General features: G+C 63.9%; 28 protein-coding genes and 1 tRNA gene. 14 read left to right on the forward strand and 15 right to left on the reverse strand.

Annotated features, from left to right (window positions below):
• The first annotated feature begins 74 nt into the window (after positions 1–74).
• Positions 75–1,469 carry a multicopper oxidase family protein gene (locus tag ORS3428_RS09980; protein ID WP_071096955.1) on the forward strand — a complete coding sequence of 465 codons (1,395 nt, stop codon included), beginning with the start codon at positions 75–77 and terminating at the stop codon, positions 1,467–1,469.
• 50 nt (positions 1,470–1,519) lie between these two features.
• Here ORS3428_RS09980 and ORS3428_RS32985 read toward each other — a convergent pair whose 3' ends face one another.
• Positions 1,520–1,699 carry a hypothetical protein gene (locus ORS3428_RS32985; protein ID WP_131802873.1) on the reverse strand — a complete coding sequence of 60 codons (180 nt, stop codon included), beginning with the start codon at positions 1,697–1,699 and terminating at the stop codon, positions 1,520–1,522.
• Between the two features lie 167 nt (positions 1,700–1,866).
• On the reverse strand, positions 1,867–2,052 hold the full coding sequence (locus ORS3428_RS09990; protein ID WP_131802874.1) for a hypothetical protein: 186 nt from the start codon (positions 2,050–2,052) through the stop codon (positions 1,867–1,869).
• Between the two features lie 296 nt (positions 2,053–2,348).
• Between ORS3428_RS09990 and ORS3428_RS09995 the strand changes: the two genes are divergently transcribed.
• Both ORS3428_RS09995 and ORS3428_RS10000 read left to right on the forward strand, forming a co-directional pair.
• Positions 2,349–5,384 (forward strand): AsmA family protein, encoded by a 3,036-nt coding sequence (locus tag ORS3428_RS09995; protein WP_108723029.1) that lies wholly within the window; start codon positions 2,349–2,351, stop codon positions 5,382–5,384.
• Positions 5,385–5,543: 159 nt separating this feature from the next.
• The gene (locus ORS3428_RS10000; RefSeq protein WP_131802875.1) at positions 5,544–5,879 is read left to right on the forward strand and encodes a hypothetical protein; all 336 of its coding nucleotides are present in this window, start codon (positions 5,544–5,546) and stop codon (positions 5,877–5,879) included.
• Between the two features lie 136 nt (positions 5,880–6,015).
• On the opposite strand, the gene ORS3428_RS10005 is transcribed toward ORS3428_RS10000, so the two are convergent.
• The 4 genes from ORS3428_RS10005 to ORS3428_RS10020 form a co-directional block, all read right to left on the reverse strand.
• Positions 6,016–6,432: a curlin gene (locus tag ORS3428_RS10005; RefSeq protein WP_071096965.1), complete on the reverse strand. Its 417-nt coding sequence runs from the start codon at positions 6,430–6,432 to the stop codon at positions 6,016–6,018.
• A 270-nt stretch (positions 6,433–6,702) separates the two neighbouring features.
• On the reverse strand, positions 6,703–7,104 hold the full coding sequence (csgH, locus tag ORS3428_RS10010; protein ID WP_071096968.1) for a curli-like amyloid fiber formation chaperone CsgH: 402 nt from the start codon (positions 7,102–7,104) through the stop codon (positions 6,703–6,705).
• A 62-nt stretch (positions 7,105–7,166) separates the two neighbouring features.
• A complete protein-coding gene (locus ORS3428_RS10015) occupies positions 7,167–7,604 on the reverse strand; it encodes a curlin (RefSeq protein ID WP_071097011.1) in 438 nt (145 codons plus the stop codon).
• Positions 7,605–8,361: 757 nt separating this feature from the next.
• A tRNA-Ala gene (locus tag ORS3428_RS10020) sits at positions 8,362–8,437 on the reverse strand.
• Between the two features lie 139 nt (positions 8,438–8,576).
• On the opposite strand from ORS3428_RS10020, the gene ORS3428_RS10025 reads away from it, so the two are divergent.
• Both ORS3428_RS10025 and ORS3428_RS10030 read left to right on the forward strand, forming a co-directional pair.
• On the forward strand, positions 8,577–8,867 hold the full coding sequence (locus ORS3428_RS10025) for a YggT family protein (RefSeq protein ID WP_071096970.1): 291 nt from the start codon (positions 8,577–8,579) through the stop codon (positions 8,865–8,867).
• A 10-nt stretch (positions 8,868–8,877) separates the two neighbouring features.
• Positions 8,878–9,192, forward strand: coding sequence for a DUF167 family protein (locus ORS3428_RS10030; RefSeq protein WP_071096972.1), 315 nt, complete (start codon positions 8,878–8,880; stop codon positions 9,190–9,192).
• A 290-nt stretch (positions 9,193–9,482) separates the two neighbouring features.
• Here the strand turns inward: ORS3428_RS10030 and ORS3428_RS10035 are convergent, their stop codons facing one another.
• Genes ORS3428_RS10035 through ORS3428_RS10045 form a run of 3 tightly spaced genes read right to left on the reverse strand, consistent with a single transcriptional unit; the run spans position 9,483 to position 12,229 of the window.
• On the reverse strand, positions 9,483–10,364 hold the full coding sequence (locus ORS3428_RS10035; protein ID WP_071096973.1) for a MurR/RpiR family transcriptional regulator: 882 nt from the start codon (positions 10,362–10,364) through the stop codon (positions 9,483–9,485).
• Between the two features lie 21 nt (positions 10,365–10,385).
• Positions 10,386–11,456: an ABC transporter ATP-binding protein gene (locus tag ORS3428_RS10040; RefSeq protein ID WP_071096975.1), complete on the reverse strand. Its 1,071-nt coding sequence runs from the start codon at positions 11,454–11,456 to the stop codon at positions 10,386–10,388.
• Between the two features lie 2 nt (positions 11,457–11,458).
• Complete coding sequence (locus tag ORS3428_RS10045) at positions 11,459–12,229, reverse strand: SDR family NAD(P)-dependent oxidoreductase (RefSeq protein WP_071096977.1); 771 nt, start codon at positions 12,227–12,229, stop codon at positions 11,459–11,461.
• Between the two features lie 174 nt (positions 12,230–12,403).
• On the opposite strand from ORS3428_RS10045, the gene ORS3428_RS10050 reads away from it, so the two are divergent.
• The 4 genes from ORS3428_RS10050 to ORS3428_RS10065 all read left to right on the forward strand — a co-directional run bounded on the left by ORS3428_RS10050 (position 12,404) and on the right by ORS3428_RS10065 (position 17,529).
• Positions 12,404–13,633, forward strand: a complete 1,230-nt coding sequence (locus ORS3428_RS10050) for an ABC transporter substrate-binding protein (protein ID WP_071096979.1) — start codon at positions 12,404–12,406, stop codon at positions 13,631–13,633.
• Positions 13,634–14,209: 576 nt separating this feature from the next.
• Positions 14,210–15,079, forward strand: a complete 870-nt coding sequence (locus ORS3428_RS10055) for a carbohydrate ABC transporter permease (protein ID WP_071097013.1) — start codon at positions 14,210–14,212, stop codon at positions 15,077–15,079.
• The gene (locus ORS3428_RS10060; protein WP_071096981.1) at positions 15,076–15,903 is read left to right on the forward strand and encodes a carbohydrate ABC transporter permease; all 828 of its coding nucleotides are present in this window, start codon (positions 15,076–15,078) and stop codon (positions 15,901–15,903) included. The genes ORS3428_RS10055 and ORS3428_RS10060 overlap by 4 nt, the downstream gene beginning before the upstream one ends.
• Before the next feature lie 75 nt (positions 15,904–15,978).
• Positions 15,979–17,529 carry a M81 family metallopeptidase gene (locus ORS3428_RS10065; RefSeq protein WP_071096984.1) on the forward strand — a complete coding sequence of 517 codons (1,551 nt, stop codon included), beginning with the start codon at positions 15,979–15,981 and terminating at the stop codon, positions 17,527–17,529.
• 114 nt (positions 17,530–17,643) lie between these two features.
• Here the strand turns inward: ORS3428_RS10065 and ORS3428_RS10070 are convergent, their stop codons facing one another.
• The 6 genes from ORS3428_RS10070 to ORS3428_RS10095 form a co-directional block, all read right to left on the reverse strand.
• A complete protein-coding gene (locus ORS3428_RS10070; protein ID WP_071096986.1) occupies positions 17,644–19,701 on the reverse strand; it encodes a M3 family metallopeptidase in 2,058 nt (685 codons plus the stop codon).
• A gap of 78 nt (positions 19,702–19,779) precedes the next feature.
• Positions 19,780–20,196, reverse strand: coding sequence for a nuclear transport factor 2 family protein (locus tag ORS3428_RS10075; RefSeq protein ID WP_071097016.1), 417 nt, complete (start codon positions 20,194–20,196; stop codon positions 19,780–19,782).
• A gap of 5 nt (positions 20,197–20,201) precedes the next feature.
• Positions 20,202–20,843: a carbonic anhydrase gene (locus ORS3428_RS10080; RefSeq protein WP_071096988.1), complete on the reverse strand. Its 642-nt coding sequence runs from the start codon at positions 20,841–20,843 to the stop codon at positions 20,202–20,204.
• A 138-nt stretch (positions 20,844–20,981) separates the two neighbouring features.
• Positions 20,982–21,734 carry a DUF429 domain-containing protein gene (locus ORS3428_RS10085; protein ID WP_071096990.1) on the reverse strand — a complete coding sequence of 251 codons (753 nt, stop codon included), beginning with the start codon at positions 21,732–21,734 and terminating at the stop codon, positions 20,982–20,984.
• Positions 21,731–22,615: a pyridoxal kinase PdxY gene (gene pdxY, locus ORS3428_RS10090; protein ID WP_071096992.1), complete on the reverse strand. Its 885-nt coding sequence runs from the start codon at positions 22,613–22,615 to the stop codon at positions 21,731–21,733. Before pdxY ends, ORS3428_RS10085 begins: the two co-directional genes overlap by 4 nt.
• Positions 22,612–22,878 carry a hypothetical protein gene (locus ORS3428_RS10095; protein WP_338011919.1) on the reverse strand — a complete coding sequence of 89 codons (267 nt, stop codon included), beginning with the start codon at positions 22,876–22,878 and terminating at the stop codon, positions 22,612–22,614. The genes pdxY and ORS3428_RS10095 overlap by 4 nt, the downstream gene beginning before the upstream one ends.
• Positions 22,879–23,018: 140 nt before the next feature.
• Between ORS3428_RS10095 and ORS3428_RS10100 the strand changes: the two genes are divergently transcribed.
• The 5 genes from ORS3428_RS10100 to ppa all read left to right on the forward strand — a co-directional run bounded on the left by ORS3428_RS10100 (position 23,019) and on the right by ppa (position 26,744).
• Positions 23,019–23,654 (forward strand): LemA family protein, encoded by a 636-nt coding sequence (locus ORS3428_RS10100; protein WP_071096994.1) that lies wholly within the window; start codon positions 23,019–23,021, stop codon positions 23,652–23,654.
• Positions 23,655–23,857: 203 nt separating this feature from the next.
• Complete coding sequence (locus ORS3428_RS10105; protein WP_071096996.1) at positions 23,858–24,685, forward strand: TPM domain-containing protein; 828 nt, start codon at positions 23,858–23,860, stop codon at positions 24,683–24,685.
• A 6-nt stretch (positions 24,686–24,691) separates the two neighbouring features.
• Positions 24,692–25,330, forward strand: a complete 639-nt coding sequence (locus ORS3428_RS10110) for a TPM domain-containing protein (RefSeq protein WP_071096998.1) — start codon at positions 24,692–24,694, stop codon at positions 25,328–25,330.
• Positions 25,331–25,475: 145 nt separating this feature from the next.
• Positions 25,476–25,982 (forward strand): GNAT family N-acetyltransferase, encoded by a 507-nt coding sequence (locus ORS3428_RS10115; RefSeq protein WP_071097000.1) that lies wholly within the window; start codon positions 25,476–25,478, stop codon positions 25,980–25,982.
• Positions 25,983–26,210: 228 nt separating this feature from the next.
• Entirely contained in the window at positions 26,211–26,744 is a 534-nt protein-coding gene (ppa, locus tag ORS3428_RS10120) for an inorganic diphosphatase (RefSeq protein WP_071097002.1), read from the forward strand.
• Positions 26,745–26,917 lie beyond the last annotated feature (173 nt).

Below are 26,917 nucleotides of genomic sequence, written 5' to 3' on the forward strand. Positions count from 1 at the left end.
GATGATGATAGGCGCCTCAACCGGTCCARCCCAATCTTGGATTGGTTCCGAAACATTGCCCGCTGGAAAGCTAGATGACGATATTCACGCGCCGCAATCTTCTCAAAGCCACCGCTGCAGCCGGCCTTGCCGGCATCGGCGCCTCGACCGTCGGCAGGGTGGCCGGGCTGGCCGCGGCCACGYCCGAGCCGCTGATCCTGAAGACCGCCAGTATTCAGGCGCAGCTGACGGATGGCGCACCGACGAAAAATGTCCTGACCTACGGCGAGGCCGGGATGCCGCCGGTCGTCAGGATGAGGAAGGACGAGGCTTTTGCGGCGCGGCTGATCAACGGCATCGACGACCCGACGACGATCCATTGGCATGGCGTGCGCGTTCCGAACAGGATGGACGGCGTGCCTTTCTTGGTGCAGCCCTATGTCTATCAGGGCGATCATTTCGACTACGCCTTCACGCCGCCCGATGCGGGCACCTTCTGGTACCACCCGCACTGCAACACGTTGACCCAGATGGGCCACGGGCTGACCGGCGTCGTCGTGGTGGAGAACCCGAGGGATCCGGCCTTCGATTCCGAAGTGGTGATCAACCTGCGCGACTGGCGGCTCGGCGACGACGGCCAGTTCATCGAGCAGTTCCGGCCACGCGATGCGGCGAGAGCCGGCACCTATGGCACCGTGCGCACGGCCAACTGGCTCGCACAGCCGCAATATGACGCGCCGGCCGGCGGGCTGGTGGGGCTTCGGGCCGCCATCACCGACGTCACCCGCATCTATGCATTCCGCGTCGAGGGTGCAGAGGCGGCCGTCATCGCGCTCGACGGCAATCCGGTTCCGCAGCGCTTCGCGCCCGATGCCTTGCAGATCGGACCCGGYCAGCGGCTGGAGGTCGCCATCCGCATGCCCGATGACGAAGGCGCGATCGTCAGCGTGCGCGACGTCAGGGGCACCAAGCCCAAGATTTTGGCGACCTTGCRCGCCGTCGGAACGTCGCTCAAGCGTGACCTTCGCGACCTCGCGCCGCTGGAGGCCAATCCGGTGGCTGAGGTGGACGTCGCCGGCGCCACGCACATTCCGCTGGCGCTCAGCGCCACGGCGRAAAACGTGCCTGGCGACGGCATCTGCGGCTCGCTCGGCTACAGTTTCTGGGCGATCAACAAGGTGCCTTGGCCGGGCGACACGCCGGACCCGACCGCGCCATTGGCGGAACTGAAACTTGGCAAAACCTATGTCATCGACATGGAAAACCTCACGCCGCACGCGCACCCTATCCATCTTCATGGCATGAGCTTCAAGGTGCTATCGTCCTCGACGCGCCAGGTGCAGCCGCTCGTCTCCGACACCTACCTCATCCAGCCCAACGAGAAGGTTCAGCTCGGCTTCGTCGCCGACAATCCCGGTGACTGGCTGCTGCACTGCCACATCATCGAGCACCAGAAGACGGGCATGACGAGCTATTTTCGGGTGGCATGACCAGGGGCAATTCSGATCGGGCCGTGCCGGCCTCCTGAGCAGTCAGCCTGTCACTTCGATCGTCTATCGCGCCGGTGCCGGGGGAGGCGCTCGTGCCCTTCGGCGAGATGCCTTTCCTTGCCGGCCTCTGCGTGCGCGCGAGGCGGCATCGCGTCCATCAGGTTTCTGACTTTGGCATTGTTATGCGCGTCGATGATCGCGCGGCTGTGGTGGAGCAGGATTCCGAGCACTGACATAGGCACTTCCTCCGTTGAAATGGCCGATATGTCGCCGTCGGACCTCGTCTGTTTCGCCGCGATGGCACGATGGTCCGGCGCCGGGGGCCGCATGCGATGGCGCAAGAGGGCTGCCGGATCGAGAAGCCCCTCGCCCTGCATGGGCGAAGGGCTTGGTTGGCTCAGCGCGTGCCGGCAAAGACGATTTGCGCGAGGCGCGCCTTTTCGCGAGCGCCGGGCGTGGCTTCCCAGCCGATGTCCTTCTGCAGCTCAGGCGACAGACTGTTCATCAAGTTCCTGGTCTTGGCGCGGTTGTGTTCGCGCATAACGAACCGGCCGTAGCCGGCCAGATTTCCAAGCATAGACATTTGCATTCCCCTGTTTCGTTGAGACGGGCATCAGCGCCGTGGGATGCGCGATGAATGCGCCCGGTCTGTTTCGCGGGAATGGCTCTGAAAACGGCTAATCGTTTCCAAACTCGTAGGCCTGGAAACATTTGCGTCTAAGGGGCCCGGTTGTGAGAGCTCGCGKCAAAGCGCCGGCCGAGCTCCGTGCAGCAGTCCGAAATTCGTCCGCTCGAAGCCATCGACTACAGGATTCAGTCGGGCGCCGGAAGCATGTATGCTGACGATACTGATTCTTCCGAGCATTCTGGYTGGTCGATGTGAGAAAAATCGTCGCTGCATTCACTGTAGCTGGTGTTCTTTTCGTCGGGCTGCTCTTCCTTTTGCCCGCTTTGATTTCAGTCGACTGGGTTCGTGCCGAATTGAGCCGGCAGCTGTCATCCGCGACGGGGATGACCATTCGGCTGGACGGGCCGGTCAGACTGTCGCTCCTGCCCAGCCTGGCGGTGGTCGCGGAAGATATTTCCCTGTCGACCGGCACGGGCGATCTCGAGATATCCGCTCCGCGGTTCTCGACATCGATAACGTTCTCGTCGCTATGGTCTGAAAAGCTCGAGATACAGTCCGTCGCGCTGACGGACCCGGCAATCGCCGTCAAGGCTTCAGGGACCGCCGATTCACCTGCGGCGTCGAACGAGGCGCAGGCAGATCCGTTCGCATCGATTGTCAATGCGCTCGAGCGACTGGCGATCAACCAGCTGACCATCAGAAACGGCAGCCTCACTTCCAGCGCTGCGGCCGGCAATGCAATCACGGTCACGGCAATCGACGCCGATCTAAAAGTTCCGGACCTCGACCGCGAGGTCTCGTTCTCATTGGCCGGTACCAGGGATGGCCGTCGCGTGGAAATGAGCGGCAGTCTTTCCGCGCTGCGGCCGATCCTGAAGCGGCTCCCTGCGCAAATCGCCATCGAAGCGCGGCTTGACCCGGCGCCGGTGCAAAAATTCTCTTCATTGCATGCGAGCGGAGARATTCAGCTCAACGGGAACGGCAGCTATCAGATCAAGGGTGGCAAGTTCGATATCGGCGATCAAAACTTCCAGATGGACGCGCTCTTTCAGCCTGGGGCACGGCACCACTTCTTCGCCGACCTTGCGRCAAAGCGCGTCGATATCGACGCGCTGAGCGACGTCGGAAAGGGCGGCTCCAGCGGGGGCAAAGCTGCCACCGGTTCGGGAGAACCCAACCTTGCAATGCTGTCCAATTTCGATGCCGACATCAGCGTTGCCATCGATCAACTGGTCAGCGGCAAAATACGGGCTTCGGATGTTCAGCTCAGCGCTACGCTGCGCGACGGGCATCTCGAGGCGAAGCTTGAGCACTTCGGCCTGGAYGCGGGAAGCGTCACCGCGAAGGCCTCGACGAATGTGGGTGAAGCACCTCCCACCATACGGGGCAACATTGCCAGTTCAGGGCTCGACATAGGCTCGATGGCGAAGCTTGTCGGGCAAACCGTGCCGCTTTCCGGCAAGCTGACGGCCGATATGGGCTTCGCTTTTCGAGGGCTGACCGCAAAGCGCATTCGCAGCAGCGCCAATCTGCAGGGGAGCGTCGGGATTCGAGACGGCAAGCTTCCCCTTGCGGCGCTGACCGATGCCAAGGATCAAACAGCCAACGACATTACCGGGCTGAACCTGGACGTGAAAGTTCACGATGTCAGCAAGCCGGTCGATGTGGCCGGCAAGTTCGCCTTACGCGGACAGGCCGTGACGTTCCAGTCGCAGCTCGCGCCTGCGCCTTTTCTTGCCGGTGCCTCTGTTGCCGATGCATCCGCACCGATCAGCCTTTCGGTTGCCTCCAAATATCTTGAAGGAAGCGTCAACGGTGTTGCCGGGGTTGGCGGCACATTCAAGGGCCAGGTTTCGGTCACGTCGGCCTCCGTCGACAAGCTGATGCAGTGGCTGGGCCGAAGCGCTTCCCGCAGTCTGCAAGGCTTTGCCTTCAAAGGCGATGTCGATGCCGCTCCGGGGCAGCTTTCCTTCCAGAAAGCCACCGTCGCCCTGAACGGCGTCAAGGCGTCCGGACAAGGCTCGATGAAACTGGGGGAACCTCTCAACATCCGGACGTCGCTCAAGTTCGCAAAACTCGACTTTGCTGCACTCGCCGGCGGCGGTGACGGCGCGGCAGGCGCCAAGCAAAAGCCCGCCGGCGCCGCCGACGCTCCAATCGATCTCTCCTTCCTCAAGGGCATTGATGCCAAGGTGGAGATCCAGGCGGATAAGCTCGGCTATGGAGAGGTCTTCGCCGGCCCGGTGGCAACCACCCTGACGGTGGCCGACGGGAAGGCGCATCTGAGCGTGCCGCAAAGTCCTTTCTACGGCGGCACAATTGCGGCGGAAATGATCGCCGATGGCTCGCGCGATGCCCCTTCGCTTGAACTGAACACGGCGATCGCCGGCGCGGCCGCCGCTCCCCTGCTTCACGATGCAGCGGATTTTGACCGCATCGAAGGCACGCTCAACGCGACGGTCGCGGTTTCAGGTTCGGGAAAGAGCACCAAATCGCTTGCCCGTTCGCTCGGCGGCAAGGCAGCGACAAAATTCAGCGACGGCGCATTTCGCGGCATCGACATAGCGGAGGTCTACAACAACCTTGTCGGCCTGCTGTCCGGCGGCTTCAAGCAGGATCAGGCCAAGAAGACGAACTTCACGGAACTCGGCGCCTCATTTGCCATCGAGAACGGCGTTGCGCAGACAACGGATATCAATCTTTTGGGCCCGCTGGTGCGGATGGACGGTTCGGGCAAGATGGACCTTGCCGACCAGACGCTCGACATCCATCTCAACCCCCGCGTCGTCGCTTCGCTTGCCGGGCAGGGAGGCGACGTCGCCGTGAAGGGCATCGGTGTGCCGATTGTGGTCGACGGCTCCCTGTCCGCGCCCCGCGTCTATCCGGACCTGAGCGCATTGGCGAAAGACCCGAAGGGCGCGCTGGACATGTTGAGCCGTCTTGGGCTGCCGACCGGAAAACTCAATCTCGACAAGCTGATCTCCGGTCAGACAGGCGCGACCGGTTCCGGCAAAGGAGCGGCGGATCTGATCGGCGATCTTCTGCGGAACGCCAAGCCACGGCCGAAATCGTCGCCCGCTGCCCCGGCCGCGGCCGCAGCGCCAGACAATGGCAATGCGGAAACCGCGGCGCCGCCGCAAAATCCGAGTCCGGATGGCGAGGCCGTCGCCGAGACTCCCGCGCCGGCGGCGGAACCCGCCGCCGTTGATCCGCAAGCCCCCGCTGCTTCGCCCGAATCGACGAAGAAAGGCGAAATAGATTCGCTTCTCGATCAGCTGGCGAACTAGAGCAATGGATGCGCCCGGTCCGGGCTTCGAGCTTGCGGGCAGACGACATGATCTAACGCTCATATGTGCGGCGGAAAATCAATGTGATCACCGGCCGCCGCAAATCGTCCCCAATCGGAAGGCTTTTCCGGCCGTAACCCGGAGACGATGGAGAGGTCGATGAAATTGTCCGTTCTTGCCCTTGCCGGCGCCGTGCTGGCGCCGACTTTTGYGGTCCATGCAGCGCCGATGATCGTGGTGCCGGAGAGAGGCAGTCTGGTTCAGGAGGCGCATGTGACATGCGCGTACCTGACGGAGGACGGCTACTGCGTGCGGCCGCAGAAGAAGCACAAATACTGGAAGCCCAAACACCACTACCGGCAAATCTACCGCACCTACGAGCCGCGGCCGTCGGACGAATATTACTGGCGCTATCAGCGTCCACAGCCGATTATCCGGGTCATTCCCAGCTATCCGCAGCGAGACGAAGACGATTGGGATGACTGGGATGACTGAGGCCGTCCGAGCCGAAATGCGCTCCTGCATTTGCCCAGGAGCCGTTTCCAGGTCTGCTGAGCAGTAACGAAGRCAGCCGGCGGCTACGTGGCTAGAGACAGCTGTTCACGTAGCCGCGACCCCCGCGAATTCTCGCCTACCAGCCGAACAGGAGAGCCGCTCCGCTCTGCCCGTCGCCGGYCTGTGCGACGTTGGCGTCGGTGTTTCTGYCGAACTGGAAGATGCCGTAGGAATTGTCGTTGCCATCCTRCCGCAAGGTAGCGGAGTGGCCGCTGCCCTCCTGGCGAATTATGCCGAGGTTGCCGGCCCCTTCCTGAGCTATGCCGGCACGGTTGTTCCGCCCGAACTGCCTGATATGGGCGCCGCTGCGCAGTCCGTTGTAGAACGAATAGGCGCGCAGGCCGAGATCCAGCGCGCGCGCATCGCGGGTCGTCCGAGGCGTGTAGTAAAACCCGATCGAACCGCCCGCCTTTGCCGGAGCGGAAAAAAGGGGCAGGCCAATAGCCGCGGCGAGCGCAGTGGCGTGGACGAGCTTTGTAATCTGGCGGTTCATGTTACGTCTCCTGGCGGGGTTCGACCGTTGATGGGGAACAGTCGCACAGCCAGGCTGAACCGTGACGGAAGGGGTCGTTCAGGCGCCGTTCAACATCAGGAGCGGCTCGGCCTTTTGCCAGAATCGCCAAGGCTCCAAGTGTTCAACCTCGCGCAATTCCGGACGGGGGGACCCGACGCTCACTTTCAGGGAATTGCTCGTGGCCTGGCGAAAATGGCGACGGGCCCCGGTTGCCCGGAGCCCTTTTCGATCGGTCCTTGCAGCCGGCGCTCAGGTCGCGCCGGACACCTGCTTGACRCAGTTGATGGTCGTGCCGTCTGCTGTCACCTTCAGCTTGACGTCGTAGGTGGCGCCATTCGCCCCGAGGCTCATCTGGCCGAGCGATGCGGGCTTGCCGGGACCGGCCTCAAAGGCGCCGCCCTGCTGGATGTTGGTGGAGCCCGACGCGCCGCCCCCGGAGACGCTGACCGAGTAGGTGCCGCTGGTGCTCTTGTCGGCATAGACCAGGGGCTCCAGCAGGATGGCGTCGCCCCGGATCGTCTCCCGTATCTCGCATCGCAACGGCCCGGAATTCGAGCCGTCCCTGCCGGCTGTCGCGCCGGCCACGCCGGCGGCGATGACAGCCAGGAGCGCGGCCGATGCCGCCGCTGCTCGCTTGTCCAGTTTGGTCATGAACGTTCTCCTCGCCATCTCAGGATGGCGGCCGGCAACTTCCATTGCCGGCCATCCATGGTTCAGGGGCAGTCCTGGACGAAGGCGGCGACATTGCCGCTGCCGCCCTGGCCGACGTCCGCATTGCAGCCGTGGCCGACCTGCACCCCGGCGGCGACGTTGCCGTTGCCGTCCTGCGTCAGGATAGCGGTGTGGTTCGAGCCGAACTGGGCAATGCCTGCGGCATTCCGGTTGCCATACTGATAGGTCGCGCCGTAGTTGTTGACGCCCTGCTGGCCGATAACCGACAGGTTGCGACGACCATATTGCTGGCCGATCGCGGTGTTGAAGCGGCCATCCTGGTGAAAATGGATGCGGTTGCGGTAGYCGTGCTGGGCGCCGCCTGCGGAATTGCGCCAGCCATACTGTTCGATGTTGACGTCGTTGGCCATGGCGGGAGCGACGGCGGTGAAGCCGACGGCGGCGGCAAGGGCGGCAGCGACGATTGAGGTGCGGGTCATGGGGATCTCTCCTTCGATGCGGCAGGGGACCGCGGGTTGAACGGTCCCTTTGTAGAGAAGCCGCGCGGAACGGAGGCTGAAGGCTCCATTCAGCGAATATTCATGACCGCCCATTCGGACGCGTCAAAGCCGCAGCAGTCGGCCATTGGCGTCAGGCATCGCCGTTCATTTCCAATTACTTAATGGAGAGGGATCGCGCAGCGCCTCGTGAGTACGCGAATCYGTCACTCAATCGTGATGGAATAAAACCGAGTTTCAATGGTGTTGACCGGATGCGCGATAGGAACCTCACGGAAGGGAGAACCTCATGCGCCGTCACATCACAATCGCAGTCTTGCTCATGATCCTCACCAGTGCCGCCGGGTGTATGACCAGCAATGGAGCGCAGCATTCCCCGGCACAGACCACAATGGGTGGCGGCAGTAGCTCCGGCGGTAGCGGCGGCTCGGGCGGCGGCGGCTATTAAGGCGCCACGACTGTCGCACTATCCCGGCAAGCCACAGGTCATCAGCGCGCGAGAAGCACCTCGCCCGTGCGGGAACCGAACAGTGGCAGAAGGCAAACGTGCTCTGGCAAGGCTGTGGCGCTCGTTTCTATACGGTCGACAACGGAGCGCCGTCATGGAATCTGCGCGTCGGGCGCGTGGCGGGAACAATATTCTCCGCCCCCAAAAGACAGAGGCATAAAGCGGCTAAGTGGGGAAGAATGCCGAGCGATTGATAAAACGTCGTTGTTTCAATCGCTTAAGGATTCCCGCTGGTGGAGCTGAGGGGGATCGAACCCCTGACCTCATCATTGCGAACGATGCGCTCTCCCAGCTGAGCTACAGCCCCGTTCCAGCGGATCGGCTTTTATCGGTCGCGGTCGTTTGATGTCAAGGCGAAACGGTTGCCTCGCGCAATGCGCCGAAGCCGGCGGGCTTGCCGGTTTCGCGCGCAATGGCTACATGTCGGCGACAATTTGGAGACCGGCATGATCGCCCTCATTCAAACCATCGTCATGGCGCTCGACCTCTATTGGTGGGTCATCATCGCCTCGGCGATCTTTTCCTGGCTTTATGCTTTCAACGTCGTCAACTCGCGCAACCAGTTCGTCGACACCGTCGCCAACATGCTCTACCGGCTGACGGAGCCGGCCCTCAGGCCGATCCRTCGTTTCATGCCCGACCTCGGCGGCATCGACATTTCGCCGATCATTCTTCTTTTGATCATCTTCTTCATCCGGCAGTTCCTGCTCACGACCGTGCTGTCGCTCGTCGTCTGAGACCCCGCCGATGAGCGCGCCGTTTCGCTCGCGTGGAGACGGCATCGACCTTTTCGTGCGGCTGACGCCGAAGGCGGCGCTCGAGCGCATCGACGGCGTCGAGACGGCCGCCGACGGACGCAGCCATCTCAAGGCGCGCGTGCGCGCGGTGCCGGAGAACGGCGCCGCCAATGCGGCGCTGGAGCGGTTGCTGGCCAAGGCGCTGGGCGTCCCGGGCTCGGCGGTCTCGGTCGTTGCCGCGGGGACGTCGCGGCTGAAGACGGTGCGGATACTGGGCGACGCGGCGGCGCTGGCGACGAGCGTCGAGGCGCTTTCCGGCGGTTGACACCGCATTGATAGATATCGCCGGTCGGCGCTGCCCCTCATTGCCCTGCCGGGCATTTCTCCCCGTATAGTGACGGGGAGAAAGGAGCTGTCGCGGATGATTTCGCCAACCGCCAGCGTCGCAGGATCTCCCTTCTCCCCGTCCTAAACGGGGAGAAGGTGCCGGCAGGCGGATGAGGGGCAGCGCGGCGATGCAGAATCTTGAGACGCGGGCGGGACAGCGCCCCCCTCTGTCCTGCCGGACATCTCCCCCGCTTGGGGGGAGATTCGCAGCTCCGCCGCCGGCTCTTCTCAATCCCCCAGCGGCAGCTTTGGATCGTCGACCTTCAGCGTGTTCACGCTCTGCTTGATGCGGCGCAGGTTCTCCAGCACTTTCGGCCCGCGCGCTTCGGCCACCGCGGTGGCGATCATGTCGAGGATGGCGAGCAGGGCGTAGCGCGATGAGGTCGGCTTGTAGATGTTGCCGTCCTCGAATGGCTGCAGCAGGATGACCGTGTCGGCGACCCTGGCCAAGGCCGAGTCCGGCGCGGTGATGGCGACGGTCGCGGCGCCATATTGCTGCGCGACCTCGACCGCCTCGATCACCGAGCGGGCATAGCCCGAGACGGAGAAGGCGACCACCGTAGTCTCCGGAGTCGCGACGGCGGCATACATGCGCTGCAGCTGGCCGTCGATCTGGGCGAGCGCCGAGAGGCCCAGCCGGAACAGCCGGTTCTGCATCTCGGTCGCCATCATCGAGGAAATGCCGCCGGAGCCGATGCACAAGACGTTGCTGGAACCGGCGATGCGGGCAGCCACACTCAGCAGCACGCTCATGTCGAGATTTTCGCTGGCGCGCTGGATGGCGGCGATTGCAGACTCGGTGATGGCCGAAGCGATGCGCTGCTCGCGCGCGTCGCGGCTCAGTGGCTCCGGCGACAGATACTGGCCGCCGATGGCGATTGCCTGCGCAAGGTAGAATTTGAAATCGCGCAGGCCGTCGCAGCCAAGACTGCGGCAGAAGCGGGTCACCGTCGGCTCGCTGACGCCGACGCGCGCGGCGATCTCGGAGATCGCCGCCTTGGAGGCGAAATCGAGGTCGGAAAGCACGAGGCCGGCCAGCCGGCGGTCCGACTTGGTGCCGTCCTGCGACATCAGCTGCAGGCGGGTGATGATATCGGCCGGCGTCTTCATTTCGTAACCGTCATGTCTTCATCACAGCAGCGGCAGGCCCGTCGCCTTGTCGAAGAGGTGGATGTTGCGCGGGTCGACGGTCACCAGCAGGCGGTCGCCCGCCTTCACCTGCAGGCGGTCGCGGAACACGGCGCGCACCGTGTCGCCGTCGATCGAGCCGTAGACATGAGTTTCGGAGCCGGTCGGCTCGACCACGTCGACCTTGATGGCGATCRCATCGTCGGCCGCGCCGATGATGAAATGCTCCGGGCGGATGYCCGCCTCGACCGTGTCGCTGCGCGAGGCATCCTTGCCGTCAAGCGCCAGCCGGCCGCCGCCCGTGGTCTCGAACCAGGATTTGCCGTCCGTCGTCCTCAGCGCGCCGGAGACAAAGCTCATCGAAGGCGAGCCGATAAAGCTGGCGACGAACTTGTTGGCCGGCTTATCGTAGAGCTCGAGCGGCTGCCCGACCTGCTGGATGCGGCCGCGGTCCATGACCACGATGCGGTCGGCCATGGTCATGGCCTCGATCTGGTCGTGGGTGACGTAGACGACGGTCGATTTCAGCCGCTGGTGCAGCGCCTTGATCTCGGTGCGCATCTGCACGCGCAACTGCGCGTCGAGGTTGGAAAGCGGCTCGTCGAAGAGGAACACCGAAGGCTCGCGCACGATGGCGCGGCCCATGGCGACGCGCTGGCGCTGGCCGCCGGACAGCTGCCTCGGGTAGCGGTCAAGATAGGAGAAGAGGTTCAGCACGCCGGAAGCCTTCTTCACCTTGTCCTCGACGGCGGCGCGCGTCTCGCCGCGGATCTTCGGGCCGAAGCCGATATTGTCCGAGGCCTTCAGATGGGGGAACAGCGCATAGGACTGGAAGACCATGGCGATGTTGCGCTTCTGCGGCGGCAGGTCGTTGGCGCGCACGCCGCCGATCACGAGGTCGCCGGAGGTGATCGTCTCCAGCCCGGCCAGCATGCGCAGCAGGGTCGACTTGCCGCATCCGGACGGGCCGACCAGAACGACGAACTCGCCGCTTTTGATCTCCAGGTTGATGTCCTCGAGGATCTGGAGCTGGCCGAAGGATTTCGACAGGTTGCGAAACAGGACATCGGTCATGGTCACGCTCCCAGAATGTCGTCGATGAAGGGCAGGTAGCCGGCTGTCAGTCCGGCGTCCACCGGCACCACTGCGCCGGTTATGCCGGACGCCCGGTCCGAAGCCAAGAAAGCCACGGCTTCAGCCACTTCCGACGCATTGACGATGCGGCCGAGCGGATAGAGCCGCTTCRGCCGTCCGAGGATTTCGGGGTCCTTGGCCAGCCGATGATCCCAGGCGGCGGTGCGGATCGAGCCGGGACAGACGACATTGGCGCGCACGCCGCTGCGTCCAAGCTCGACGGCGATCGACTTGGCATAGGCGTTGAWGCCGGCCTTGGCCGCGGCATAGGCGGGGTTGCCGAAATGCGCAATGGCATTGACCGAGGAGATGAAGACGACGCTGCCCGAGCCGCGCCCAGCCATCGCCTTGATGAGCGGATCGGCGAAATTCATCACGCCCGTAAGATTGAGATCGAGCTCCTGTTCGATCTTGTCCGGCGTCAGCGCATCAATCGTCTCGGCGCGCGTCCAGCCGGCATTGTTGATCAGGATGTCCGGGACGCCGTCCTTGTCGARCAGGGCCGGGATCGCGGCTTCGATCGAGACGCGGTCTAGCAGGTTGAAGRCGTGGCGCGAAGCAATGTGCGGGCTCGCCAGMGCCTCGGCCGACTGATCGCAGCCAATGATGCGCGCGCCACGCTCGGCCATGAGCGCCACGATCGCCGAGCCGAGGCCGCCGCCGGCGCCGGTGACGACAACGGTCCTACCCTCGAAATCGGCCTTCGAATCCACGATGCGCGCTCCCCCTCTGCAAGCCAGATGGAGGACCAAGGCTACCCAACGAAATGTAATTAAGCAACATCATAAACTGCTTGCGTGGCGTAGAATGATCGATAATGTAAGAAAGTCACATAATCCTGCGCCCATCGGGGCCAGGCGCCAATGCGCATCACGGGAGGAGATCAGATGAGCCTTGCGAAATGGACTGTCGGCCTGTTGGCCGGAATGAGCATGCTGGCGCTTTCGGTGCCGGCCGATGCGGGCGRAGTGCGCGTCACGGTCGCCGAGTACAGCGCCAAGACCGGCCCCTATTTCGAAGCGGTGAAGAAGGAGTTCGAGGCGGCCAATCCGGGCATCACCATCAAATATGAAGTGGTGCCGTGGGATGTGCTCCTGCAGAAGCTCACCACCGACATCACCGCCGGCACCAATGCCGACCTTTCGATCATCGGCACGCGCTGGCTGATCGACTTCGTGCAGCAGGATGTCGCCGAGCCGCTCGACAGCTACATCACGCCCGAGTTCAAGGATCGCTTCATCGACACCTTCCTGCAGCCGTCGATCATGAACGGCCACACCTACGGCCTGCCGATCGCCGCTTCGGCGCGCGCCATGTATTACAACAAGGATCTGTTCGAGAAAGCAGGCATCGCCAAGCCGCCGGCAACCTGGGCCGAGCTGCAGGAGGATGCACGCAAGATCAAGGCGCAGGGCGCCTTCGGCTTCGGCATGCAAGGCAAGGAGATCGAGACGGACGTCTACTACTATTATGCGATGTGGTCCTTCGGCACCGAGATCCTGAACAAGGACGGCACGTCCGGTCTCGGCACGCCCGGCGCGCTCGAGGCCGCCAAGCTCTACAAGTCGATGATCGACGAKGGCCTGACGGAGCCGGGCGTCACCTCGAACAATCGCGAGGACGTGCAGAACCTGTTCAAGCAGGGCAAGGTCGGCATGATGATCACCGCGCCCTTCCTGTCCAACCAGATCAAGGWGGAAGCGCCGAAGCTGAAATATGGBGTCGCCGCCATCCCGGCCGGCCCGACCGGCGCACGTGGCACCTATGGCGTCACCGACTCCATCATCATGTTCAAGAACTCCAAGAATAAGGACGAGGCCTGGAAGCTGCTCGATTTCCTGTTCACCAAGGAGCAGCGCGCCAAGTTCACGCAAGGCGAAGGCTTCCTGCCGGTGAACAAGGAAGAGGCAAAGATGGATTACTACGTCCACAATGCCGACCTCGCCGCCTTCACCGCGCTGCTGCCCGACGCCCGCTTCGCGCCGGTCATTCCGGGCTGGGAAGAGATCGCCCAGATTACCTCGGACGCCATGCAGAAGATCTATCTCGGCAACGCCGAGCCGGAAGCGGCCCTGAAGGACGCGGCGGCCAAAGCCAACGGGGTGCTGAAGAAATAGGGCGTCACTCCCTGCGCCCCGTGGCGCGCCCCACCCCGTCGGGGCGCGCCACACCTTTTTCGGCCTCGGAGCAAATCCAGGRACCGGCTCCGCGACACAGTGATTTTGAAAGGTTGCAAGCTTGTGGGCGGGTAAGATTTCATCGTTCGTTTCGGTGAGCCATCACCAACGTTTGCAATTGGCTGACGCAACCCCAACGTCGTCATCCCAGGGCGGAGCAGGAGCGAAGCTCCGTCGCGGAGACCCTGGGATCCATGCCGTGAACTCCGCCGAGGGTGCAGCGGAGCAGAATTCTGCATCGCAGCAGCGCTCTGAAGTCACGGCATGGATCCTTGGGTCTACGCGGTACGCTTCGCGTCCCGCTACGCCCAAGGATGACGAGGGATGGGTGTCTCGGCCAATCTCCAAAGGCATGCGACGTGCCAGCGCAAAAATATCCGACCGGTCAAAACGCTAGGGAACGAGACGCCGAATGAGCCAAGCTGGCAAGCCAGCGAAATTCCAATATGGGCGCACGTCTTGAGCACCAATACCACTGCCACTGCCATCTACCCGCACCGCGGTGCAAGCCAGCCGATGCAAAGCCGCATCCTGCCCTATCTGCTGACGCTGCCCAGCCTGTTCCTGGCGGCGGTGGTGATCTTCTGGCCGGTCTGGGACCTTGTCCAGATCTCGACGCATGACGTGAATCGCTTTGGCCAGCTGCGCGACTTCAGCGGCCTGGCCAATTTCTCGGCGCTCGTCGTCGATCCTGATTTTGTCGCGGCGCTGTGGCGCACCGGCCTATGGACCGTGCTGGTGGTCGGCGGCGCGCTGCTGTTGTCGATCCCCGTGGCGATTATCCTCAACTCCGACTTCTATGGCCGGGGGCTCGCCCGCGTCATCATCATGCTGCCCTGGGCGGTCTCGCTMACCATGACGGCGGTGGTCTGGCGCTGGGCGCTCAACGGCGAAAGCGGCATGCTGAATTCGGCGCTGATGAGGCTCGGCCTGATCAGCCAGAACATCCAGTGGCTGGCGAGCGCCGATACCGCTTTCCCGATGCAGGTGCTGATCGGCATATTGGTGACGGTGCCGTTCACCACCACGATCTTCCTCGGCGGCCTGTCCTCGATTCCCGACGACCTCTATGAAGCGGCGGCGCTGGAAGGCGCCACGCCATACCAGCAGTTCCGCGAGATCACCTTTCCGCTRCTGAAGCCCTTCATCAACATCGCGATCGTGCTCAACACCATCTACGTCTTCAACTCCTTCCCGATCATCTGGGTGATGACGCAGGGCGGGCCGGCGAACTCCACCGACATCCTGGTCACGCATCTCTACAAGCTCGCCTTCCGCATCGGCAAACTCGGCGAGGCGTCAGYGGTGTCGCTGGTGATGTTCGTCATCCTGCTCATCTTCACCATGATCTATGTGAGGCTTGCCATGCGGGAGCAGCGCGCATGAGGAACGGTAAGCTGAGACGCTCGATCATCGCCTGGCTGCTGCTTTTGCCGCTGATCGTGGTGACGATCTTCCCCTTCGCGGTGATGTTCCTCACAGCGGTCAAGCCGCGRCCGGAAGTGCTTTCCCCCACCTGGTGGCCWAGCGAATTCCACTGGTCGAACTTCTCGGACATGTGGGTGGCGACCRGCTTCGGCCGGGCCCTCGTCAACTCGCTTTATGTCTCGGCGCTCGCCACGATCGGCGCCATCCTCATCTCGGTCCCGGCGGCCTATGCCATGTCGCGCTTCCGCTTCGGCGGCTATGGCGCGTTCCGCCAGTTCCTGCTGATCTCGCAGATGATCTCGCCGATCGTGCTGGTGCTCGGCCTGTTCAGGCTGATGGCCGCCTGGGGCCTCGTCGAAAGCACCACTGCGCTCGGCTTCATCTACATGGCCTTCAATGTCGCCTTCACCGTCTGGATGCTGCAAAGCTATTTCGACACCATACCGCGCGACCTCGAGGAGGCGGCCTGGATGGAAGGCGCCGGCCGCTGGCTGACCTTGCGTAAGGTGTTCCTGCCGCTCTGCCTGCCGGCGATCGCGGTTACGGCGATCTTCACCTTCATCAATGCCTGGAACGAGTTCGTGGTGGCGCTCACCATGCTACRCAGCCAGGAAAGCTATACGCTGCCGATCCAGGTTTTTTCGCTGGTCGCCGGTCGCTACACGATCGAATGGCACCATGTCATGGCGGCCACACTGCTGGCGACCCTGCCGGTGGCGATCCTCTTCATCTGRCTGCAGCGCTACCTCGTCCGAGGGCTGGCGCTCGGAGCCGTTAAATAGCAATTCCAGGAAAGTGGTAGCGGTTTGCCCTCCCGAACCGCGAAAACAGCCAGTTTCCCCTCAAACGGAGCTTTCATGCGCATCTTCACCGCCTCGCTGGCGACGGAAACCAACACCTTCTCGCCGGTGCCGACCGACCGGGCCTCGTTCGAGATGGCCTTCTATGCCGGCCCGGGCAAGCATCCGGAGACGCCGACGCTGTGCTCCTCACCGATCGTGGCGCTGCGTCGGCGCGCGGCAGGCGAGGGCCTGACTGTCATCGAAGGCACCGCGACCTGGGCGGAGCCAGGCGGTCTGGTGCAGCGGCAGACCTACGAGGCGCTGCGCGACGAGATCCTCGATCAGCTCAAGGCGGCCCTGCCGGTCGACGCCGTCATCCTCGGCCTGCACGGCGCGATGGTGGCGCAGGGCTATGACGATTGCGAAGGCGATCTGCTGGAGCGCATGCGCGCGATCGTCGGRCCGAAAGTGGTGATCGCCTCGGAGTTCGATCCRCACAGCCACCTGACGCCGWAGCGCGTCGCGGCGTCCGACATCATGGCCTATTTCCTTGAATTCCCGCACACCGACTTCTATGAACGCGGCGAGCATGTCGTCGAGCTCGGCCTTGCCGCCGCGCGCGGCGAGATCAAGCCGGTGATCTCCACCTTCGACTGCCGCATGATCCAGGTGCTGCCGACCAGCCGCGAGCCGATGCGCTCCTTCGTCGACAAAATCAAGGCGCTGCACGGCAAGGACGGCGTGCTGTCGGTCTCGGTCATCCACGGCTTCATGRCTGCCGACGTGCCGGAGATGGGCACGCGCATCCTCGTCATCACCGACAACGACAAGGAAAAGGGCGATCGTCTTGCCGAGACGCTGGGGCGCGAGCTCTACGCCTTGCGCGAAAAGACGGCGATGACGATGCTCTCCGCCTCGGCCRGCATCGAGCGGGCGCTCGCCGCGCGCGCTGAGCACAAGGACAAGCCGGCGGTGATCGCGGATATCTGGGACAATCCGGGCGGCGGCGTGCCCGGCGATGGCACCATCGTACTGCGCGAGCTGCTGGCTCGCGGCATCGACAAGGTCGGCGTGGCGACGATCTGGGATCCGATCGCGGTGACTTTCTGCCATGCCGCAGGCGAGGGTGCGGTGATCGACCTGCGCTTCGGCGGCAAGGCCGGGCCGCAGGCCGGCGAGCCGATCGACGCGCGCGTCACGGTGCTCAAAGCCGTCGCCGAAGGCTGGCAAAGCTTCGGGCCGAGCCGGGTGACTTTGGGGCCGGCCGCGGTGGTGCGCATCGAGGGTACCGAGATCGATGTCATCCTCAACACCAACCGCACGCAGACCTTCGAGCCGGACATCTTCTCCAACATCRGCATCGATCCGCTGGGCAAGGACATCCTGCTGGTCAAGTCGACCAACCATTTCTACGCCGGCTTCGCGCCCATCGCCGCCGAGATCATCTATGTGACGGCGCCGAGCTCATATCCCAGCAACCCGGCGGTTACGGACTACAAGAAGCTGAAGCGGGCTATATGGCCGAGAGTGAAGGATCCGTGGAAGCTGCCGATCTCCCCCCTTGCGGGGGAGATGCCCGGCAGGGCAGAGGGGGGCGCGAAGGAACGCGACGCTTCCTCATCGTAAATGGCGGGAGAGACAAATCGGACGGCGCAATTCCGATCCACTGAAAGTCRGCGGGACAGCGCCCCCCTCTGGCCTGCCGGCCATCTCCCCCACAAGGGTCCCACAAGGGGGAGATTACCCAGTCAATCCGCGCTTCACCATCATCGCTTCGGGCGACGGCATCTTGCCGCGGAAGGCGGTGTAAAGCTCTTCGGGGTCCTTCGAGCCGCCGGCGGCGTAGATGTTCTTCTTCAGCCGCTCGGCGAGTTCCGGATTGAAGGGGTCGCCGGCCTCCTCGAAGGCCGAGAAAGCGTCGGCGTCCAGGACCTCCGACCACATGTACGAATAGTAGCCGGCTGAGTATMCGTCGCCGGCAAAGACATGRCCGAAATGCGGGGTGYGGTGGCGCATGGCGATGGTGTCCGGCATATGCAGCTTTTCGAGCGTTTCGGATTCGAAACGAAGCGGCTCCTCCGGCGCATCCGGGCGCGCATGGTAGGCCATGTCGATCAAGGCTGATGCTGTGAACTCGACGGTGGCGAAGCCGGCGCCGAAGGTGCGGGCGGCGAGCATCTTGTCGAGCAGGTCCTTCGGCATCGGTTTGCCGGTCTTGACGTGCAGCGCATGCTTTTCCAGCACCGACGGCACCGTCAGCCAGTGCTCGTAGAGCTGCGACGGCAATTCGACGAAGTCGCGGCTCACCGAGGTGCCGGCGACGGAGGGCCACGTGACGTCGGTCAGCATGCCGTGCAGCGCGTGGCCGAATTCATGAAACAGGGTCTTTGCCTCGTCGACTGACAGAAGGGCGGCCTCGCCGRCCGGCGGCTTGGCGAAGTTCATGATGTTGTAGATCACCGGCTTCGCGCCGTGTCCCAGCTTGTAGCCCGATTTCAGCGCGCTCATCCACGCGCCCGAGCGTTTTGACGGCCGTGCGAAATAGTCGGCCAGGAACAGGCCGCGCTCGCTGCCGTCGGCATTCTTCACCGCAAAAACGCGCGCGTCGGGATGCCAGGCGGCAATGCCCCTCTTCTCCTCGAAGGTGATGCCGAACAGTCTTGTGGCGACGTCGAAGCAGGCGTCGATGACGCGCTCGAGCTGGAKGTAAGGCTTCAGCTCCGCCTCGTCGAAGGCGAATTTCTCGGCGCGCAGCTTCTCCTGGTAGAAGCGCCAGTCCCATGCGGCGAACGTCTCGTTGCTGCCGGCTTCCGCTGCCAGCCGCTCCAGTTCCTGCCGGTCAGCGGCGGCCTTCTCCAGAGCCTTTTCCCAGACCGGGTCGAGCAGGTCGTGCACGGACTCCGGCGTCTTCGCCATCGTGTCGTCGAGCTTGAGCGCGGCGTAGGAGGTGTAGCCCAAAAGCTTCGCCTTCTCGGCGCGCAGCCTCAGCATGTCGCGCACCACGTCCGAATTGTCGGTGGCGCCACCATTCTGGCCGCGCATGGTGAAGGCGCGGAAGACGATCTCGCGCAGGTCGCGGCACTCCGAGAAGGTCGAGAACGGCTCATAGATCGAGCGCGACAAGGTCACGGCATAGCGGCCCTTCTGGCCGCGTATCTCGGCCGCTTCGRCCATAGCGCTCTTCAAGAAATCCGGCAGGCCGGCGAGGTCGGCGTCGTCGAGGAACAGCGCCCAGTCGCGCTCGTCGGCCAGAACGTTCTGGCCGAACTTGGTGCCGAGCGAGGAGAGTTCCTCGTTGATGGCCGCGAGTCGCTTCTTGCCTTCTGCGTCGAGCTTGGCGCCGGAGCGGACAAAGCCCTTCCAGGTTTTTTCCAGCACGCGCAGCGTTTCCGCATCGAGTTGCAGGCTTTCGCGGCGCTGGTAGAGATCGTCGATGCGCGCAAACAGTTTCGCATTCATCGAGATCGCCGAGAAATGCCGCGACATTTTTGGAGAAATGTCGCGCTCCAGCGCCTGGATGGTGTCGTTGGTGTGGGCGCCGGCGCGGCACCAGAAGATCGACGAGACATGGTCGAGAGACTCGCCGGCGAGCTCCAGCGCGGCCAGCGTGTTGTCGACGGTCGGCGTTTCGCTGTTGCCGGCGATCGCGTCGATCTCGGCCTGATGCGCCTCAAGCGCCGCGTCGAAGACCGGGCCGAAATCATTGTCGCCGATGCGTGAGAAATCGGGCAGGCCGAGYGGCCCTTGCCAGAACGTCAGCGGATGGGCGGCGAGGTCGACGGCTTTCGAAGATGACATGAGCAATTCCGGTGGGCTGGATAAAGGCGGGTTGCCCTCGATGTAGGGCGGGGCTCGCAATCGCGCAACGCGGGGGTTTCAGTAAGCGCTGCAGTCCTGCGCGACTGCCGTCTGGGTGCTGGCGGCGATGCGGCCGGCGACTACGGTGAAGGTTTCACGCATCAGCGTGTCGTTTTCCGGGAAATTGTAGCAGGCGAGCACCGTGGTCTCTCCGTTCTCGCTCTTTTCGATGCGATGGCGGATGGCAGCGCTTGCGACCGCGCCTTGCCATTCGTCGATCGAGGCAAGGAATTCCTGCTTATCCTGGATGACGCCGACGTCGTCGAGCTTCATGCGCACGTCATCCGCCAGCAGCTGCGACAATTCGGTGCGGTCGGCGGCCAGCAGCGCCGCATACCAGCGATCGACGACGGCGCCGTCATCGGCGCTGGCGTAAATGATCGAGGACAGCAGCATCGCCGTCGCGAGAAATAACTTCCGCCATTCGCGACGCATCAAGGTCACAGCTCCGGTCGCTCGAAATCGCCTGTCTCCTTGTTCATCACCCACAGCTCGCCGGTCGAGATGTCGAACCAGGCGCCGTGCAGTGAGAGCTTGCCCTTGCCTTCGAGGATCGAGACGCAGGGGAATGTTCGGAGATTGGCGATGGAATAGCGGATCGAGATGCGCTCCAGAGCGGTCTGGCGCTCCGTCGCGGTCATGAATGTGCTGGCCGCTACCGTTTCTGCGGCCGGCGCAATCAGGCTCATCCACTTGCCGATGAAATCGCCGGGCGAGAGCGGTGCCGAATTGGTGTCCAGCGCGGCGCGGATGCCGCCGCAGCGGCCGTGGCCCATTACCACGATGTTTTTCACCTTCAGGCTTTGCACCGCGAATTCGAGCGCAGCTGAGGTCGAGTGGAACTCGCCGTCCGGCTCATAGGGCGGCACCAGGTTGCYGACATTGCGCAGAACGAAGAGCTCGCCGGGGCCGGCATCGAAGATCGCCTCCGGGGCCGAGCGGGAATCGCAGCAGGCGACGATCATCGTCTCGGGCGACTGGCCTTCTCGCGCCAACGATCGGTAGCGGTCGCTTTCGGCAAGATAGCGGCCGCTCATGAAGTTGCGATAGCCGGTCAGCAGATGTTCGGGAAGGTGAGGCATGGGCGGCTAGAGCCTTTCCGGGGTTGGAGACGRCAGCGCGTTGCGATCGAAAAAAGCCTCTAGCGGCAAAAGCCGCCCGCGGGCAATGCCGAATCGCGGACGGCTCCGTCGCAATCGCGATGAAGGAGGCAAGGAGGACTATGCCCAGATGGCGACAGGAATGCCGAACCGGTCCATCAGCGGCGGATCGGGCGATGGCCGCGCCTCACCGCTGGCGATGCGGCCGGCGATCACCATCATGGCCGCCGCGTCGAGTAGGTCGTCGCTGGCGGCGCCCTTTGGCGGCGGCTGGTCGAGAAAGGCCTTCGTGTAGCCATGTCGGCAGAGCAGCGCTTTGCGCTCCTCCATGCCGGCCGGGTTGACCGCGCCCTTGATCTTCTTCGGCAGTGTCATCGCCGCGCCGCCGTTCAGCCGGCAGAACGCCACTTCGGGGTGCGATTCGAAAATCCGGCCGCGCAAATCCGGCCGCGCGATCAGAAGTGCGTCGATCTCGCGGATCTTGGCGAATATGCCGAAGGCCTGGATGGAGACGCCGCGCGGCGGATCGGATGTGGCCATCGCCACTTCGCTTGCCCGCCGGTGCGCCGCATACCAGGCCTCGGCGGTCGTGAAGTCGCTGGTGTCGGCGTAGAGCGCCGCCCTGGAAGGAATGGCGAAAACGCTCGATTGCCGCGCCCCGAGCAGCGGCCGCACCAGCGCTTCCGGTCCGCGTCCTCCCCGGCGTGAAAAGTCAGGCAGGCCGATCGRCATGTCGACGGCTATCGTCGCATAGGGCAAGGCCTCGAGCAGCGCCTCGAAGCTCGGGAAGACAGAGACCGATGGCGCGGCACCGAACTCGCGATGGACGGCGATCCACCCGGCCTTGCAGCCGTCGACGCCGGCGAGCTTCACGCTCTCTTGTCCCGCCCGGGGTGCAGGAGATGGCGAAGCTGCACCATCGCCATCGGATGCGACAGGCTCTGCGCGTCGGTCTCGAGCTGCAGTTCGTCGCCGCCGCGTTTGGCGGTGCGCGCCAGGATCTCGTAGACGGCGGCCGTGGTCGACTGCAGCGCCTTCAGCGGCGGCTGGCCGGAGAGGATGCGGGCCAGATAGACGGCGGCCGTCAGGTCGCCCAGGCCGTTCGGCGGCCGCTCGATCAGGCGGTGCTCGGCAAGCAGCGCCTGGCTGCCGTCGAGCAGGAAATTGCCGGTGCCGCCCGCCATCAGCGACGGCGCCGAGGTGATAAGCATGGTGGAGGGGCCGGCATGCAGCGCTGCCGCCGTCACTGACTTGATGTCCGGCAGCGGCGCGCCGGCCATCCATTCGAGTTCGTAGCGGTTCGGTGTGCCAATGTCGGCGATCGGCATCAGCCTGTCGCGCAACGCCGCAGCCGTCGGCTCCGGCACATAGAGCCCGCCCGAATCGCCCATCACCGGGTCGCAGACATAAAGCGCGCCCGGGTTTTTGGCCTTGACCGCGGCGACCAGCGAGGCGACCGCGTCGGCCTGGCCGGCCTCGCCGAGATAGCCCGAAAGCACCGCCCTGACCTCGCCGAGCCAGGGCGCGCGCTCGAGATCGGTCATCAGCGCCTTGAACTGGTCGAGCGGCGGCACGATGCGGGTGGCGCGGCTGTGGCCCGGATGCCAGGGCAGGATGACGGTGGGCACCGCCCAGACCGGAAAACCCAACGTCTCCAACGCGAAGACCGCGGCTCGGTTGCCGACCGAGCCGCGGGCGACATGGCTGGAGATGACGATGACCGCACGCGGCGCGTCGGTTTTCTCTGCATTCATGGAATTCGGTTCCTAGCCACCCCGCGTGGTGACATACACCAGCCAGGCCAAGAGCCAATGGCGACGATGAGGCCGAGCGTTCGGCCAATGCGGGTGCCCCAATATTCGATCGGATCGGAGCGATCGGCGTCCGCCGCGGTCATGCGGTCGCGCGCGTCCTTCGCGGTGCGGGCGATGAACGAGACGCCACCCGGCCTCGTCTCGCGCGCCACGCGCTCGAGGATGCGGCGCGATTCGCTCTCGTCGTCCCGGCGTTCGGCCATGGCAATTGTCCTTTCCCGCCCGGAGCTTAGCCTGTTCGCCCGGTCATTCACAGGGGCCACGACCATGGGTGCCGAGGTCATTTTCTTGCGCGACGATTGTGCTATTGCTTCGGCTGCAACTTCCATCGAGGGGACCAATCATGTCTGCCGAACGCCTTTCCTTACCCTCCTTCCGCAATCTGTCCGCCTTGCTGATGATGGCGTTCGTGCTGCCGTTGCTTGCCGGCTGCGGCTACAACACCATCCCGACGGCGGAAGAGAACGCCAGGGCGGCCTGGAGCGAGGTGCTCAATCAATACCAGCGCCGCGCCGACCTGATCCCGAACCTTGTCGAGACGGTCAAAGGCTATGCGTCGCATGAGAAGGAGACGCTGGATGCGGTCGTCCAGGCGCGCGCCAAGGCAACCCAGATCACGGTTACGCCCGACACGCTGAAGGATCCGGAAGCCTTCAAGAAGTTCCAGGACAGCCAGGCCGGGTTGACCAGCGCGCTGTCGCGGCTGATCGCGGTGTCGGAGAACTATCCCGACCTCAAGGCCAACCAGAATTTCCTGGCGCTGCAGGCGCAGCTCGAAGGCACCGAGAATCGCATCGCGGTAGCGCGCCGCGACTACATCCAGGCCGTCAGGGACTATAATCTGACGCTGAAGACCTTCCCGTCGGTGCTGTGGGCGACCTTCTGGTTCCGCGGTAACCAGCCTTTTGCGAATTTCACCGTCGAGGAAGACAAGCTGCAGGTGCCGAAGGTGAATTTCGGCACCAAGCAGGGCGGGTGAAATGACTTAGTAGATCATAGATCGAGCCTGCCGACCTTGCACTCCGTCCHACGCCCCTCTGTCCTGCCGGACATCTCCCCTGCAAGGGGGGAGATCAGCCGCCGCCTGCGCCGTCGTCAATTTTTGGCGTCTGAAGGTGATGGCCGGCAACGAAGCTGCCAATCTCCCCCTCGCGGGGGAGATGTCCGGCAGGACAGAGGGGGGTGCGAAGGAACGCCATCATCGGCGTTTTGCTAAGCCTCTTCTGCCTCCTCCTTCTCCCCCTCGCCGCGCTTGCCGCAGACCTCCCCGCCCTCACCGGACGCGTGGTCGACAATGCCGGCATCATCGACGCCGGAACAAAGGCCGCGCTGACGCAGAAGCTTGCGGATTTCGAGAAGAWGGGCTCCGACCAGATCGTCGTCGCCACCATCCCCAGCCTCGGCGGCGAGGAGATCGAGCCTTACGCCAACCGGTTGTTCCGCTTCTGGAAGCTCGGCCAGGCCAAGGAGAACAACGGCGTTCTTTTGCTGGTCGCGCCGAACGACCGCAGGATGCGCATCGAGGTCGGTTACGGGCTGGAAGGCACGCTGACTGACCTGCACACCAAGCTGATCATCGAGAACGACATGGTGCCGGCCTTCCGCGCCGGCGACTTCTCCGGCGGCATCTCGAAGGCCGTCGACGACATGATCATGGTGCTGGAGGGCAATCCGGAGGAGCTCGAGGCGCGCGGCAAGCGCAACGAGCAAGCACCGTTCAACTCCGACGACCTGTTCTTCGCTGTCTTCATCTCCATCTGGGTGCTCATCTTCTTCGGCAGCATCGCGCTGACGGTGCTGCCGCCGATCTTCGGCCAGAAGATCGGACCGGGCCGCTATCGCTGGCTCGGCATGACTTTCGAGCCAGGCCGGCGGTCCTCCGGCGGCTGGTCTTCCGGCGGCGGTAGCTGGTCGTCGGGCGGCGGAGGGTGGTCCTCCGGAGGCGGTGGAGGCGGGTTTTCCGGCGGCGGCGGCTCGTCGGGCGGCGGCGGTTCTTCGGGAAGCTGGTGAGGRACCATGGCAACGCGACCGATCAGCCCGCAGGACCATGACCGCATCGCCGACGCGATCCGCGCCGCCGAGGCCAAGACCGACGGCGAAATCTATTGCGTCGTGGCGCAATCCAGCGACGGCTACTTCTTCCCCGCCGCCTTCCTGGCGACGATCGGCATGCTCGTCGCCAGCCTGGTCGTCGCCTACGGGCTGGAAGCATGGTGGCTGACGATGCGGCTGCCGCACTTCGTCCTGGCTGAGCTGCTGGCGCTGGCTTCGGTGCTGGCGCTGCTGCGCCTGTGGCCCGGCTTGCGCATCCATCTCGTGCCGAAACGCCTGCGCTATCAGGCTGCGCACGCCAATGCGATGAAACAGTTCCTGGCGCGCAACGTTCACCGCACCCAGGCGCGCACCGGCGTTTTGATCTTCGTCTCGATCGCCGAGCGCTATGCGGCGGTTGTCGCCGACAGCGGCATCGACGCCAAGGTCGGCCAGCATGTCTGGGACGGCGTGATACAGGACCTCACCCGGCATGCCGGCGACGATCGGCTGGCCGACGGCTTCGTCAAGGCGATCGAATCGGTCGGCGCGGTGCTTGCCGAACACTTCCCCGTTACCGCCGGCGACATCAACGAGCTCGACGACCACCTCGTCGAGCTATGACCGAGCCTGGCTGCAACCCACTCTGCTGAACGCCTGGCGCGGTTTTCCGCGCCTCGGGAGCCGGCGAGTTGGCCTGTGYGAAAGCGCGGGCGCGACAGAGCGGACTCTTTGCAATCGAACGAAGCGGGTCTATGGTTAACAAATCATGAACACGCTGACGATCGACATCAGGAAAGYCGAGCCTCGTGATGCAAACGCCATCGCCGAGGTRCATCAGGAAGCGTGGCGCGGCGCCTATTCCGGTATCATCCCGCACCGCACCCTGACGGCGATGATCTATCGGCGCGGTCCCGACTGGTGGGCGAACGCGATTCGCCGCGCAGCCACCGTGTTGGTGGTCGAGATCGGCGGCACGATCGCCGGCTATGCCACGATCGGCAAGAACCGCGCCCGCGAGCTCCGGCAGCAGGGCGAGATCTACGAGCTTTACCTGCGCCCGGAATATCAGGGGATCGGGCTCGGCAGCCGGCTGTTCAAGGCGGCGCGGGCGCGCCTCGCCGACCACGGCCTCAGGGGCCTGGTGGTGTGGGCGCTGGAAGACAACTACAACGCGCTGGCCTTCTATGCCGGCAATGGCGGTCGCGATATCGCCGAGGGCGTCGAGGTCTTCGAGYAGAAGGCGCTGAAGAAGGTCGCTTTCGTCTGGGAATGACGGGCACCGCCTAAATGCGTCGCGTCGAAACGATTCAGGCGACGCGCTTAGGCCTCAATTTGATGCATGTCGCTCCTCCAAAACCGCCACGCACGTTTTGGGCGACATGCATTGGGTTACAACCCATCACAAAGTGTGCGCTTCCATCGGCGTTCAGCACCTTTCGCCGCATTGCACCATGACGCGTGTGCCGCTATCGGTCTCACAAGATTGAGAGGGATTTGAGCCATGCGTATCGAAGCCGTGCCCACCGGAAAGAACCCGCCCGACGACATCAACGTCATCATCGAGGTGCCGATCGGCGGCGAGCCGATCAAATACGAGATGGACAAGGAGGCCGGCACGCTGTTCGTCGACCGCTTCCTGCATACCTCGATGCGCTATCCCGGCAATTACGGCTTCGTGCCCCACACGCTATCCGGCGACGGCGACCCGATCGACGTGCTGGTGTGCAACACGCGCGCGCTGGTGCCGGGCTGYGTCATCAATGTGCGGCCGATCGGCGTCTTGATCATGGAAGACAATGCCGGCCAGGACGAGAAGGTGATCGCGGTGYCGTCGCCCAAGCTCACGCTGCGCTACGAGAACGTCACCGAATACACCCACCTGCCCGAGATCACGCGCCAGCAGGTGCAGCATTTCTTCGAGCACTACAAGGATCTGGAACCCGGCAAATGGGTCAAGATCGAGGGYTGGCATGATTCCAAATATGCCAAGAAGATGATCGTCGATGYGATCGCGCGGGCGAAGGCGGCGAAGTAGAGCGGAACGGGGGCAAAACACCGCAGCGATGGGCCCTGGGCGAAGCTGTGGACGCCCCGGCTAATCTTCACCAAGGCTAGTTGTCCACCCGGCCGAAGTCGGGGACGTTGCCGATCACCTGGCGCCTGTCCTTGCCGCAGGCAAAACTCTTGGCCTTTTCATCGGCGAGCTTG

The sequence above is a fragment of the Mesorhizobium sp. ORS 3428 genome (genome assembly GCF_001854785.1).
Taxonomy (GTDB): Bacteria; Pseudomonadota; Alphaproteobacteria; order Rhizobiales; family Rhizobiaceae; genus Mesorhizobium.

Coding starts and splice junctions, on each gene's coding strand:
- ORS3428_RS10110 (WP_071096998.1), top strand. CDS start 24,692: ATGGCAACGCGACCGATCAGCCCGCAGGACCATGACCGCATCGCCGAC.
- ORS3428_RS10030 (WP_071096972.1), top strand. CDS start 8,878: ATGAGCGCGCCGTTTCGCTCGCGTGGAGACGGCATCGACCTTTTCGTG.
- ORS3428_RS09990 (WP_131802874.1), bottom strand. CDS start 2,052: ATGTCTATGCTTGGAAATCTGGCCGGCTACGGCCGGTTCGTTATGCGC.
- ORS3428_RS10075 (WP_071097016.1), bottom strand. CDS start 20,196: ATGCGTCGCGAATGGCGGAAGTTATTTCTCGCGACGGCGATGCTGCTG.
- ORS3428_RS10095 (WP_338011919.1), bottom strand. CDS start 22,878: ATGGCCGAACGCCGGGACGACGAGAGCGAATCGCGCCGCATCCTCGAG.
- ORS3428_RS10100 (WP_071096994.1), top strand. CDS start 23,019: ATGTCTGCCGAACGCCTTTCCTTACCCTCCTTCCGCAATCTGTCCGCC.
- ORS3428_RS10035 (WP_071096973.1), bottom strand. CDS start 10,364: ATGAAGACGCCGGCCGATATCATCACCCGCCTGCAGCTGATGTCGCAG.
- pdxY (WP_071096992.1), bottom strand. CDS start 22,615: ATGAATGCAGAGAAAACCGACGCGCCGCGTGCGGTCATCGTCATCTCC.